11 protein-coding genes and 1 pseudogene are annotated in these 12,364 nt (G+C 73.3%); 7 read left to right on the top strand and 5 right to left on the bottom strand.

Features of this window, described 5'->3' with window-relative positions; genetic code table 11:
* Positions 1-183: 183 nt before the first annotated feature.
* On the bottom strand, positions 184-885 hold the full coding sequence (locus tag ACWF9Z_RS08450; RefSeq protein ID WP_453598895.1) for a PhzF family phenazine biosynthesis protein: 702 nt from the start codon (positions 883-885) through the stop codon (positions 184-186).
* 349 nt (positions 886-1,234) lie between these two features.
* Between ACWF9Z_RS08450 and efeO the strand changes: the two genes are divergently transcribed.
* The 3 genes from efeO to efeU are packed head-to-tail and all read left to right on the top strand — an operon-like array spanning position 1,235 to position 4,571.
* Entirely contained in the window at positions 1,235-2,374 is a 1,140-nt protein-coding gene (gene efeO / locus ACWF9Z_RS08445) for an iron uptake system protein EfeO (RefSeq protein WP_453598893.1), read from the top strand.
* Positions 2,375-2,407: 33 nt separating this feature from the next.
* A complete protein-coding gene (efeB, locus tag ACWF9Z_RS08440; RefSeq protein ID WP_453598891.1) occupies positions 2,408-3,706 on the top strand; it encodes an iron uptake transporter deferrochelatase/peroxidase subunit in 1,299 nt (432 codons plus the stop codon).
* A 16-nt stretch (positions 3,707-3,722) separates the two neighbouring features.
* Positions 3,723-4,571: an iron uptake transporter permease EfeU gene (gene efeU / locus ACWF9Z_RS08435; RefSeq protein ID WP_453598888.1), complete on the top strand. Its 849-nt coding sequence runs from the start codon at positions 3,723-3,725 to the stop codon at positions 4,569-4,571.
* Here efeU and ACWF9Z_RS08430 read toward each other — a convergent pair whose 3' ends face one another.
* From ACWF9Z_RS08430 to ACWF9Z_RS08420, 3 genes are all read right to left on the bottom strand, one after another.
* Positions 4,572-5,231, bottom strand: coding sequence for a GNAT family N-acetyltransferase (locus ACWF9Z_RS08430; protein WP_453598885.1), 660 nt, complete (start codon positions 5,229-5,231; stop codon positions 4,572-4,574). It lies immediately after the preceding gene.
* Positions 5,228-6,091 (bottom strand): PhzF family phenazine biosynthesis protein, encoded by an 864-nt coding sequence (locus tag ACWF9Z_RS08425; RefSeq protein WP_453598882.1) that lies wholly within the window; start codon positions 6,089-6,091, stop codon positions 5,228-5,230. The genes ACWF9Z_RS08430 and ACWF9Z_RS08425 overlap by 4 nt, the downstream gene beginning before the upstream one ends.
* Before the next feature lie 128 nt (positions 6,092-6,219).
* On the bottom strand, positions 6,220-7,002 hold the full coding sequence (locus tag ACWF9Z_RS08420; protein ID WP_453598880.1) for an SDR family oxidoreductase: 783 nt from the start codon (positions 7,000-7,002) through the stop codon (positions 6,220-6,222).
* A gap of 109 nt (positions 7,003-7,111) precedes the next feature.
* Between ACWF9Z_RS08420 and ACWF9Z_RS08415 the strand changes: the two genes are divergently transcribed.
* Entirely contained in the window at positions 7,112-8,458 is a 1,347-nt protein-coding gene (locus tag ACWF9Z_RS08415; RefSeq protein WP_453598877.1) for a multidrug effflux MFS transporter, read from the top strand.
* A 128-nt stretch (positions 8,459-8,586) separates the two neighbouring features.
* Positions 8,587-9,612, top strand: a complete 1,026-nt coding sequence (locus ACWF9Z_RS08410) for a small ribosomal subunit Rsm22 family protein (RefSeq protein ID WP_453598874.1) — start codon at positions 8,587-8,589, stop codon at positions 9,610-9,612.
* A gap of 48 nt (positions 9,613-9,660) precedes the next feature.
* Here ACWF9Z_RS08410 and ddaH read toward each other — a convergent pair.
* Positions 9,661-10,497: pseudogene (ddaH, locus tag ACWF9Z_RS08405) on the bottom strand (dimethylargininase); the annotation flags it as partial.
* Between the two features lie 97 nt (positions 10,498-10,594).
* Between ddaH and ACWF9Z_RS08400 the strand changes: the two are divergent.
* Positions 10,595-11,281 carry a TetR/AcrR family transcriptional regulator gene (locus tag ACWF9Z_RS08400; protein WP_453598871.1) on the top strand — a complete coding sequence of 229 codons (687 nt, stop codon included), beginning with the start codon at positions 10,595-10,597 and terminating at the stop codon, positions 11,279-11,281.
* Positions 11,282-11,486: 205 nt separating this feature from the next.
* On the top strand, positions 11,487-12,236 hold the full coding sequence (locus ACWF9Z_RS08395) for a bifunctional DNA primase/polymerase (RefSeq protein WP_453598868.1): 750 nt from the start codon (positions 11,487-11,489) through the stop codon (positions 12,234-12,236).
* Positions 12,237-12,364: the final 128 nt, after the last annotated feature.

Raw genomic sequence — 12,364 nt, 5'->3', positions numbered from 1 at the left:
GTTTTTTTTCTGGGTGTGTGTGTGCGGTTGTGGGGGCTTTTTGCCCCGCGGGGGGGGGGGGGTGGGGGGGGGGGGGGGTGGGGGGGGGGGGGGGGGCCCCCCCCCGCCCCCCCCCCCTCAGGCGTCAGCCGTTCCGGCCCGCGCCAGCAGCTCCGGCCCGCGTCAGCAGTTCCGGCCGCCCCCTTACTCGGCTGCGGCCCCCGCACGCGGATCCAGCCCGCGCACCGGGGCGCCGTCCGGGTCGAAGCGGACGCGGCCGCCGATCTCGATCGTGCCGTCCGGGCCGGGGGCCGTGAGGATCTGGGAGCCCGCGCCCTGGGTGATGTTCAGGGCCCGGTTCAGCTCGGCCGTCAGCAGGATCGCCGCCGAGCCGGTGGCCTCGTCCTCGGTGATCACCCCGTCGGGGCGGCGGGGGAAACCGCGGGCCCGGATCCGGCCCGCGGCCTCGTCCTCCCACGCCCACGCGTACAGCCAGCCCTCGCCCGGCGGCGGAGCCGGCAGCGCCTCCACCTCGGCGGCGTCCGCGTACTGTTCGGTGCGCTTGCCCTCGACCCATTCGGGCCGGGCGGTGATCCAGGTGAACTCCCCGTCGTCGCGCGCCCATACGGCGCCCACTGGGGGCCGGAGCTCCTCGATGTCGAGCAGCCACGCGACTCCGACCAACGGGTGCCCGGCGAAGGACATCCGGGTTCCGGGCGTGCGGATGTCGACGACCCCGCGCTCGGGGTCGTCGACGAACACCGTCTCGCTGTAGCCCAGTTCGGCGGCCAGCGCCTGCCGGGACGCGTCGTCGGGGCAGGTCCGGCCGTCGCGTACGACGCCGAGCCGGTTGCCGTGGCCGCCGTCACCCGCGCAGAAGACCCTCAGGACGTCGAGATCGTTCACGCGGGCATTGAAGCACGGCTCAGCTCCGGGCCCTTCGCGCCTGCGCGCCGCGAAGACCGCGCCGGCGCTGGCGTCGGCGCGATGGCGCCGGAGATGCTCCCGCACCCGCGCGCCGGGACTGAGCCGACACCGTCCGTCACGGAGGATTGACCTCCACTTGACGATTCCTTGGGAATTCGATGGGACGGCCGTGACGGCCTCGTGTCCGGCGGCCGAACATGTGGCCTGAATCACTGGACGTGTGGGTATGGGTGAGGTAAGCCTCGGTTAAGTTAGGTCCGCCTCACCCGGCCGCCCCCACCTGATCGGGGCGGTCGTCTGCCGAACGCCAGACTGCCAGGAGCCCTCTATGCGTCCCGCCCGCCTCACCGTCGTCACCGCGGCCGCCGTGGTGGCCGCCCTCTCCGCGGTCACCGGCTGCTCCGAGAAGAGCGACGCGTCCGGCGACGGCACGATCCGCGTGGCGGCCTCCGACACCGCCTGCGAGGTCTCCGCCAAGGAGTTCCCCGCGGGCAAGGTCGTCTTCGAGGTCGAGAACAAGGGCTCCAAGGTCACCGAGCTCTACGTCCTCTTCCCGGACGACCGCATCGTCGCCGAGCGCGAGAACATCGGCGCCGGCACCAAGGCCAGCATCACCGCCGAGCTCAAGGCGGGCACCTACGAGATCGCCTGCAAGCCCGGTATGAAGGGCGACGGCATCCGCCAGGAGGTCACGGCCACCGGCAAGGGCGGCACCGAGAAGCGCAGCCCCGAGGCCGACGCCGCGGTCGCCTCGTACCGCAAGTACGTGCAGGAGCAGGCCGACGAGACCATGCCCAAGGCGCAGGCCTTCGCGGACGCGGTCAAGGCCGGCGACGTCGAGGCCGCGAAGAAGGCGTACGCGCCCTCGCGCATCGGCTGGGAGCGCACCGAGCCGGTCGCCGAGTCCTTCGGCGACATCGACCCGAAGGTCGACGTCCGCGAGGACGGCCTGGAGCCGGGCCAGGACTGGACCGGCTGGCACAAGCTGGAGAAGTCCCTCTTCGCCGACAACAAGATCGACGACGCGGACAAGAAGCTCGCCGACACCCTGATCGCCGACCTGACCGAATGGCAGAAGAAGGTCGGCCAGGCGGAGATCACCCCCACCTCGATGGCGAACGGCGCCAAGGAGCTCCTCGACGAGGTCGCCACCGGCAAGGTGACGGGCGAGGAAGAGCGCTACTCCCACACCGACCTGGTCGACTTCAAGGCCAACGTCGAGGGCGCGGAGAAGGCGTACGAGCTGCTCAAGCCGATCACCTCGAAGAACGACCCCGCGCTCTCCGCCGAGCTGGACAAGCAGTTCGCGGCCCTGAACAACCTGCTGGAGAAGTACCGCCCGAACAAGGCCGCCTACGAGTACACCGCGTACGACCAGGTCGGCGAGGCGGAGCGCAAGGAGCTCTCGGACGGCGTCAACGCGCTGGCCGAGCCGCTCTCGAAGCTGGCCGCCGCGGTCGCGAAGTAATTCCGGTAACGGCAGAGCAGGCGGGAGACCCGGATGACCGAGTCAGTGTCCGAGCAGACCCCCGAGCAGGGACCCGAAGGGGCGTCCGCGCAGGGGCAGACCAAGGGCGCGCCCTCGCGGCGCTCCGTCCTCGGCTGGGGCGGTGCGGGCCTCGCGCTCGGCGCCGCCGCGGCCGGCGGCACGGCCCTGGCGCTTTCCAAGGAATCGGACATGGTCTCGGCGGCCTCCGCCGGGGCGGCCGTGGCCTTCCACGGTGAGCACCAGGCCGGTATCGCCAGCGCCGTCCAGGACCGCCTGCACTTCGCGGCCTTCGACGTGAAGACGAAGGACCGCGGCGAGCTGATCAAGCTCCTCAAGGACTGGACCGAGGCGGCCCGGCTGATGACGGCCGGTCACCCGGTCGGCGAGGGCGGCTACGGCGGCCTCCCGGAGGCCCCGCCGGACGACACGGGCGAGGCCCTGGGCCTGAAGGCCTCCCGCCTCACCCTGACCATCGGCTTCGGTCCCGGCCTGTTCGCCAAGGACCGTTTCGGCCTGGAGGGCAAGCGCCCCGAGGCCCTGGTGGACCTGGAGCCCTTCCCCGGCGACAACCTCGACCCGGCCCGCTCGGGCGGCGACCTGTGCGTCCAGGCCTGCGCCGACGACCCGCAGGTCGCGGTCCACGCCATCCGCCAGCTCGCCCGCATCGGCTTCGGCAAGACCGCGGTGCGCTGGTCGCAGCTCGGCTTCGGCAAGACCTCGTCCACCACCCCGGACGCGCAGACCCCGCGCAACATGATGGGCTTCAAGGACGGCACCCGGAACGTCTCGGGCACCGACGGCGCGGCGCTGGACAAGCACGTGTGGGTCGGCGCGGGCGACGGCAGCGACTGGCTGACCGGCGGGTCGTACCTGGTGGCCCGCCGCATCCGGATGAACATCGAGACCTGGGACCGCACTCCGCTCGGTGAGCAGGAGGACATCTTCGGCCGCGACAAGGGCGAGGGCGCCCCGGTCGGCAAGCCCAAGGAGCGCGACGAGCCGTTCCTGAAGGCGATGAAGCCGGACGCGCACGTCCGCCTCGCGCACCCGGACACCAACGACGGCGCGACGATCCTGCGCCGCGGCTACTCCTTCACCGACGGCACGGACGGACTGGGCCGGCTCGACGCGGGCCTGTTCTTCCTCGCCTACCAGCGCGACGTCCGCAAGGGCTTCGTGCCGATCCAGCGGCGCCTGTCGAAGAACGACGCGCTCAACGAATACATCCAGCACGTGGGTTCGGCCGTCTTCGCCGTCCCGCCGGGCGTCCGCGACAAGGACGACTGGTGGGGCCGGACGCTGTTCGCGTAGGACCGGGAGAACCGAAGTGTTCAGCAACTATCTGATCGGGCTGCGCGAGGGGCTGGAAGCCAGCCTCGTCGTCTGCATCCTCATCGCCTACCTGGTGAAGACCGGCAACAAGGACAAGCTGGCACCGCTGTGGCTGGGCGTCGGCCTGGCCGCCGCGCTGTCGCTGGCCTTCGGCGCGGGCCTCGAGTTCGGCACCCAGGAACTGACCTTCAAGGCGCAGGAGGCCATCGGCGGCTCCCTGTCGATCATCTCGGTCGGCCTGGTGACCTGGATGGTCTTCTGGATGAAGCGCACCGCGCGTCACCTGAAGTCCGAGCTCCAGGGCAAGCTCGACGCGGCGCTCGCGATGGGCACCGGCGCGCTGGTGACCACCGCGTTCCTGGCCGTCGGCCGGGAGGGCCTGGAGACCTCGCTGTTCGTGTGGCGCTCGGTGCACGCGGCCGGCAACGGCACGGGCCCGCTGATCGGCGTACTGCTCGGCATCGGGTCCGCGATCCTGCTGGGCTGGCTGTTCTACCGGGGTGCGCTGAAGATCAACCTGTCGAAGTTCTTCACCTGGACCGGCGGCATGCTGGTCGTCGTCGCCGCGGGCGTGCTCGCGTACGGGGTGCACGACCTGCAGGAGGCGGACTTCCTGCCGGGGCTGGGCACCAAGGCCTTCGACATCAGCGCGGCGGTCCCGCCGGACAGCTGGTACGGGACCCTGCTGAAGGGCACCTTGAACTTCCAGCCGGACCCGACGGTGCTCCAGCTCGTGGTGTGGCTGGCCTATCTGATCCCGGTGCTCGCGCTGTTCCTGGCCCCGTCGGTGATCCGCCGCACCAAGGCCGAGCAGGACCCGAAGCCGGAGCCGACCCGCTCCTGATCACCACAGCCGGTCCACCGTCCCCGGGTGGAGCGGTACCCGAACGCCGGTGAAGGCCGCACGGACCCCGTCCGTGCGGCCTTCACCGTTCCCGCCGTCCCCGCCGCTTCCGCCGTCCCCGCCGTCCGTGGTGAAGAACGCCGCCAGGACGAGCTTGTCGAAGCCCGGGGCGTCCGTGGCCAGCGGATCGGCCGGGGTGCCGCCGACCAGGACGGTGCCGGGAAGCACCTCGAAGCCGGCGGCCTCGTAGAACGGGGCCAGTGCCCGGTCGCAGCTGAACAGCGCGAGGTCCACCGCCGGGTCCGCGGCGAGCGCGGCCCGGGCCGCGGCCACGAGCCGGGCTCCGTGGCCGCGGCCCCGCAGTCCGGCCCGGGTGACCACCCCGCTCAGCCCGGCCGCACGGTACGTGCGCCCGTCCTCGCACCGGACCGGCTTGTACAGCAGCGCCAGCGAGGCGGTGACGTTCCCGCTCCCGTCGAGCAGGACCACCGTCTTCGGCGCGAGCGCCGGATCGTGTCCGGCGGCCGCCCCGGGCCACGCCTCCTCCTCCAGGGCCGCCACCTGCGCGGCGAGCCCGGCGGGCAGGGCCTCGTGGATCTCGGTCCGGAGCCCGGGGCGCGCGACCGGTCGCGGGTCGGGATGCCCGACGGGACGCCTCATGACGGGATGCGCACGCCCGCGCCGCCCACGCGGACCCGCGGATCGTCCGCGCGCAGTTCCACCGTCAGAAGACCGGGGCGGCCCATGTCCGCGCCCTGGTGGAGGGTGAGCACGGAGTCGGCCGGGACCAGGCCGAGCTCGCGCGCGTACGCCCCGAAGGCCGCCGCGGCGGCGCCGGTCGCCGGGTCCTCGACGACGCCGCCGACCGGGAAGGGGTCCCGTACGTGGAACTCGGCGGGACCCGCGCGGTGCACGAGCTGGACGGTGGTGAGCTCCAGGCGCCGCATCAGCGCCTCCAGCCGGGCGAAGTCGTAGTCGAGGTCGGCGAGCCGGGCCCGGGTGGCCGCTCCGAGCACCAGGTGGCGGGCTCCGGCGTAGGCGATCCGCGGCGGGAACCGCGGGTCCAGGTCGGCGGCCGGCCAGTCGAGCGCGGCCAGCGCCTCGGCGAGGTCGGCCGGATCCAGGTCCTCGGTGTGCGGTTCGACGCTGGTCAGGGTGGCCCGCAGGGCGCCCCCGTCCCCCCGGGTCACCGAGACCGGGACGGTGCCCGCCCGGGTCGAGAAGACCAGCTCGCCGGGACCGATCCGCTCGCCGAGCGCCACCGCGGTGGCCACGGTGGCGTGCCCGCAGAAGGGGACCTCGGCCTTGGGGCTGAAGTAGCGCACGGTGAAGGCCCGGCCCTCCGCGCCGCCGAGACCCTCGGGCGGGGCGGTGAGGAAGGCGGTCTCGCTGTAGTTCAGCCGGGCGGCGATCTCCAGCATGGCGGCCTCGTCGAGGCCGGTCGCGTCGAGCACGACTCCCGCGGGGTTGCCGCCGGCGGGGTCTTCGGAGAACGCGGTGTAACGCAGCACGTCGGTCATGCTCGCCTCAACCCGGGCCCCCGGGCCCGCATTCCCGGTGCGGACCCGGACCGGACCCGGGCTCGAAACGGGCCGGACCGGATCCGGGCTCGAAACGGGCCGGGCGGGCGGGCCCGGGCCGGAACCGGTCAGCCGCGCCCGATGTAGGGCATCGCGGTCGCCATGACCGTCGCGAACTGCACGTTCGCTCCGAGCGGCAGCTGCGCCATGTGCAGGACGGTGCGCGCCACGTCGGCCGCGTCCATCACGGGCTCCACCGCGAGCTGCCCGTGGGCCTGCATGATTCCGGTCTGCATCCGCTCGGTCATCTCGGTGGCCGCGTTGCCGATGTCGATCTGCCCGCAGGCGATGCCGTACGGGCGCCCGTCCAGCGACAGCGACTTGGTCAGGCCCGTCATCGCGTGCTTGGTCGCGGTGTAGGCGATCGAGTGCGGCCGCGGGACGTGCGCGGAGAGGGAGCCGTTGTTGATGATGCGGCCGCCCTGCGGGTCCTGGGCCTTCATCACCCGGAAGGCCGCCTGGGCGCAGAGGAAGGATCCGGTGAGGTTGACGTCGACCACCGAGCGCCAGGCCTCGTAGCTGATGTCCTCCAGCGCGACGCCGGCCGGTCCGAAGGTGCCCGCGTTGTTGAAGAGCAGGTCGATCCGCCCGTAGTGCCCGTGGACGGTCCCGAACAGCGCGGCCACGTCGTCCGGATCGCTCACGTCGGCGGGTACGCACAGCACGTCGGCCGGGTCGCCGGAGGCGTCGGCGGCCCGGGCGGCGGCGCGGGCCGTCTCCTCCAGGGGCTCGGTCCGGCGTCCGGTCGCGGCCACCGCCCAGCCGGCGGCGGCGAGGGTGAGGGCCACGGACCGGCCGATCCCCGAGCCCGCTCCGGTGACCACGGCGATCTTCTTCTCACGTGCGCTCATGGGCCCGCAGGCTACGTCACATCGGCGACCGGTCCCGGGACGTTCCGATTGCTGAGAACATGGGGCTGCCAGGGGGTGCGAACACAAGAGAAGAAGACTGGAGTTCCGTATGCCGGAGAGAGGCCCCGCGGCGCCCGCGCAGAAGTCGTCGCCCACCCAGCCCTCCCCCGTCCCGACGTCCCCCGTCCCGCCCTCCGTCTCCGTCGCCGTCCCCGCACCGCTTACGGACGCGCCCCTGTCGGCCGCCCGCCGGACCGGACTGCTCGTCACCTTCATCCTCGGCGGTCTCACCGCGCTCCCGCCGCTGTCGATGGACATGTACCTGCCGGCGCTGCCGGCGGTGACCACCGCCCTGAGGAGCCCGGCCGCCACCGTCCAGCTCACCCTGACCGCCTGCCTCGCCGGCATGGCGCTGGGCCAGCTGGTGATCGGCCCGATGAGCGACAAGTGGGGACGGCGCCGGCCCCTGCTCATCGGCATGGCCGTCTACGTCCTCGCCACCGCCATCTGCGCCTTCGCCCCGACCGCCGAACTGCTCATCGGCTTCCGCCTGCTCCAGGGCCTGGCCGGCGCGGCCGCGATCGTCATCGCGCGAGCCGTCGTGCGCGACCTGTACGACGGGGTCGAGATGGCCCGGTTCTTCTCCACGCTGATGCTCATATCCGGCACGGCCCCGATCATCGCCCCGCTCATCGGCGGCCAGGTGCTGCGCTTCGCCGACTGGCGCGGGGTCTTCGTCGTCCTCACCGTGATCGGCACCGTGCTCACCCTGACGGTCTGGCGGCGGCTCGAGGAGACGCTGCCGCCCGAACGGCGCCAGACCGGCGGCGTCGGCGCCGCGTTCCTGACCATGCGCGGGCTCTTCGCCGACCGCGTCTTCACCGGCTACACGCTGGCCGGCGGGTTCGCCTTCGCGGTGCTCTTCTCGTACGTCTCCGCCTCGCCGTTCGTCGTGCAGGAGATCTACGGTGCCTCGCCGCAGACCTTCAGCATGCTCTTCGGCGTCAACTCCGTCGGCCTGATCGTGGTCGGCCAGATCAACGGCAAGCTGCTGGTGGGCCGGGTCAGCCTGGACAAGGTGCTCTCGGTCGGGCTCGCGACCGTCACCACCGCCTCGGTGGCCCTGCTGCTGATGACGTCCGGGGCCTTCGGGAAGGTCGGGCTCTTCCCGATCTGCGCCGGGCTGTTCGTCCTGATGTCGGCCATGGGCATCGTGCTGCCCAACACCAACGCGCAGGCCCTGATGCGCGCCCCGCACGCGGCCGGCTCGGCCTCCGCGCTGCTCGGCACCTCCTCCTTCCTGGTCGGTGCCGTGGCCTCGCCGCTGGTCGGGATCGCCGGCGAGGGTACGGCGGTGCCGATGGCCCTGGTGCAGCTGACGTGTTCGCTGCTGTCGGTCGGCTGCTTCGTCGGGCTGTGCCGTCCCTGGCGGAAGCCGGAGCCGCAGGCCTCGTAGCGCGACGGCCCGTCGGCGCGGGTACGACGGCGGCCGCTCGGGCGGGGCGGCCGGCCGGCGCGGGCGGCCCGTCCGGCTGGGAGGGGCGGCCGGGCGGGAGGGGTTCCGGTCCGCCGTAAACTTCGCGGGTGAACGCCTCCGTCCCCACCCCCGCCACGACCTCCGCCGCCACCCTGCGCGCCGCCCTGGGTGCGCTGCTCGACGGGCTCCCGCCGAAGCAGGCCACGGCCGCCGTCGAGCGGCTGATCGCCAACTACCGCGGCCAGATCCCCACCCACACGCCCGTGCTGCGCGACCGCTCGGACGTGGCGGCGTACGCGGCGTACCGGATGCCGGCCACCTTCGAGGCCGTCCGGTCCGCCCTCCACGGCCTCGCCGAGGCGGCCCCGCGGTGGACTCCGGGCACGCACGTGGACGTGGGCGGCGGCACCGGCGCGGCGACCTGGGCGGTGGACGCCACCTGGGAGGGGCCGCGCGCCACGACGGTGCTGGACTGGGCGGACCCGGCGCTGGTCCTCGGCAAGGAACTGGCCGCGGCCTCGCACTCCCCGGCGCTGCGGGCGGCCGAATGGCGGCGGGCCGTCATCGGGGCCGGGCTGGAGCTCCCCGCCGCGGACCTGGTGACGGTGTCCTACGTCCTGGGCGAGCTGACCCCGGAGGCCCGCCACGCGGTCGTCGCGGAAGCCGCGCGCGCGGGTCAGGCCGTGGTGGTCGTCGAGCCGGGCACCCCCGAGGGCTACCTGCGCATCCGCGAGGTCCGCGAGCAGCTGATCGAGGCCGGGCTGCGGGTCGCGGCCCCGTGCCCGCACGACGGGACCTGCCCGATCGAGGTCGGGCAGGACTGGTGCCACTTCTCGACCCGGGTCAGCCGGTCCTCCCTGCACCGGCAGGTCAAGGGCGGCTCCCTGGCGTACGAGGACGAGAAGTTCAGCTACGTGGCCGCGACCCGCTTCCCGGTGGAGCCGGCCTCCTCGCGGATCACGCGCAGGCCGCAGATCCGCAAGGGGCTCGTCCTGCTGGACCTGTGCGGTCCGCAGGACGGTGACGCGCCGGGTCTGACCCGGGCCACCGTGACCAAGCGCCACGGTGACCTCTACAAGGCGGCGCGGGACGCCGACTGGGGCCAGGAATGGCCGCCCTCCCAGGAGGTCTAGGTCCACCGGGGCCCCGCGACGCCGGGGCCCCGGAGTCCCGGAGACGGCCTAGGGCCGCAGCTCCTGCGTGCAGCACTTCACGCTGCCGCCGCCCTTGAGCAGCTCCCCCAGGTCCATCGGGACGGGCTCGAACCCGCGTGCCCGGAGCGGCTCCAGGAGTCCGGTGGCCGCCTGCGGGAGCAGGACGTGCCGGCCGTCCGATACGGCGTTGAGCCCGAGGGCGGCCGCGTCCGCCTCCTCGGCGATCAGCGCGTCGGGGAAGAGCCGTCGCAGGACGGCCCGGCTGCCCTCGGAGAAGGCGGCGGGGTAGTACATGATCTCGTCCCCGTCGAGCACGGACAGCGCCGTGTCCAGGTGGTAGTAGCGCGGGTCGACCAGGTCGAGTCCGATGACCGGGCGGCCGAAGAACTCCTGGGCCTCGTCGTGCGAGAGCGGACTGGAGCGGAAGCCCCGGCCCGCCAGGAGGTAGGAGGCGGTGACGGCGAAGTCCCCCTCGCCCTCGTTGACGTGGGAGGGCTCGTGGACCTCCCGGTAGCCGTTGCTCCGGAACCAGTCGAGGTGGATCTCCGCCTCGGGGGCCCGTTCGGGATGGGCGAACCGCGCTCCCAGCACCCGGCCGTCGACGACGAGGGCGCCGTTCGCCGCGAAGACCATGTCGGGCAGCGCGGGGTCGGGGACGAGGGTTTCGACGGTGTGGCCGAGCGCCCGGTAGCGGTCCCGGAGGTCCTCCCACTGGGCCTGGGCGAGGGGAAGGTCCACCGGTTTCGTGGGGTCCATCCACGGGTTGATGGAGTACGTGACCTTGAAGTGCGCGGGCGGGCACATCAGGTAGCGCCGGGGTGTGGCGTCTCTGCGCAACGAGGGCTCCTCACGGTGATGAGGAGAGAATCGTCTCTCCTCCGGGGAAACGGCGCAGTGGACTGACCGGGTGGTTTCCGGAACGGCCGAAAGACGAGCGGTACCGGGTTGGTAAATTGCCGAAATGAGCGTTCCCCCCAGCCCCGTCCCCGGCACCGGCCCCGGTTCCGCGCCGGGGTCCGCCCCCGCGCCCCGCACCCCCGATGCCGCCCGCCGCAGCGACCGTTCCCGGCGGGCCATCCTCGACGCCGCGCTCGCCCTGGTCGGGGAGGTCGGCTACAACAAGCTGACGATCGAGGCCATCGCCGCCCGGGCGGGGGTCGGCAAGCAGACCATCTACCGCTGGTGGTCCTCGAAGGCCGCGGTCCTGCTGGACGCCTCCCTCGCGCTCGCCGGGGACGCCGGGGATGCCGGGGCGTCGCAGTGGCCCGGCTTCCCCGACACCGGGGACCTGGCCGCCGACCTGAAGCACGTACTGCGGGCGACGGTGGACGAGTTCAACGACGAGAAGTACGAGGCTCCCGCGCGCGCCCTGACCGCGGCCGGCGCGACCGATCCGGCGCTCGGGGCCCGTTTCACCGAGCAGCTGCTGGAGCCCCAGCTCGCACGGTACGAGGCGCGGTTGCGGTCGGCCCGCGAGTCCGGGCAGCTCGCGCCGGACGCGGACCTCCGGCTGACGGTGGAGATGCTGCTCGGCCCGCTGACGTACCGGTGGCTGCTGAGGACCGCGCCGCTCACGCACGCGTACACGGACGCGCTGGTGGACGCGGTGCTGGGCGGGGCCGGAACCGGGGCCCGGCACGGGGCCTGAAGGAGGGTCGGACCGGGGTGGCACCCGGGGCCGGCGCGGGGGTGAGCGGTCGGAGGGGCCGCGGTCCGCTCCCACCATGGCCGAGAACACATGGCCGAATTCTGTGGTTATGTGGGGGCCGGAGTCGGGGGTGCGGTCACCCGGTGCCCAGGATGGTGGGACCATGTGAGGGTCTGCCGGGGAAACGCTGTAGGTGAGGGGATAGATGGGGTCTGAGTCCGGCCGCGTCAAACGCGGCGAGCAGAGCAGGATCTCCCAGTGGCTGCGACGCAAGCCGAAACCCTCCGCCGAGGACCCGGGACGAGAACGCGAGGCCCTGCTGCTGGCCGTCGCCGCCGCCGGTCTGCCGATCTCTCCCGCCGCCCATCCCGCGGGCTACCGGTGTTCGTGCGACCGCATCGGCTGTCCGACGCCCGCACGCCACCCCGTCTCCTTCGCCTGGCAGACGCAGTCGACCACCGACCCTGACCAGGTCCGGCGGTGGGCCCGCAACGAGCCGCAGGCGAACTTCATCACCGCGACCGGCATGGTCCACGACGTCCTCGACGTCCCGCTGGAAGCCGGGCACAGCGCGCTGACCCGCCTGCTGGCGGCGGGCGTGGACGTCGGCCCGGTGGCCGAGTCCGGCGGTACGGGCGAACAGGCCCGGATGCTCTTCTTCACCGCGACCCGGGGTACGCCCGAGGACGAGGACGAGTGGTGGCCGTGCGAGCTGGACTGCCATCCCGAGACGATGGACGAGCACCCGGGCCTGCGGTGGCACTGCCGGGGCAGCTACGTCCTGGTGCCGCCGGCCGCCCTGCCGGGGGATTTCGCGGTGACCTGGCTCCGGGGCATGGAGCATCCGCTCCCCGACCCGCTGACCCTGCTGGAAACCCTCACGGACGCGTGCGCCGTGTACGCGGGCGCCTCCGACCAGGCTCCCGCGGCGGTGGCCTGGCCCCTGGGCCGCTGAGACCCGGGCCGCACGCCTGACGTCACGCCGGGCCGCGGGCGGTGGGGCGCTGGGCCGGCACCCGGGCGGCGCCCCGCGCGAGCGGCCTGCCCGCCCGCCTCCGCGCCGGCGCTGTGGTGGCTGATAGC

This window comes from Streptomyces sp. NPDC054961, assembly GCF_053609145.1.
Note: the sequence above shows the minus strand (reverse complement) of the source record. Positions and strands in the feature narration are given on the sequence as shown.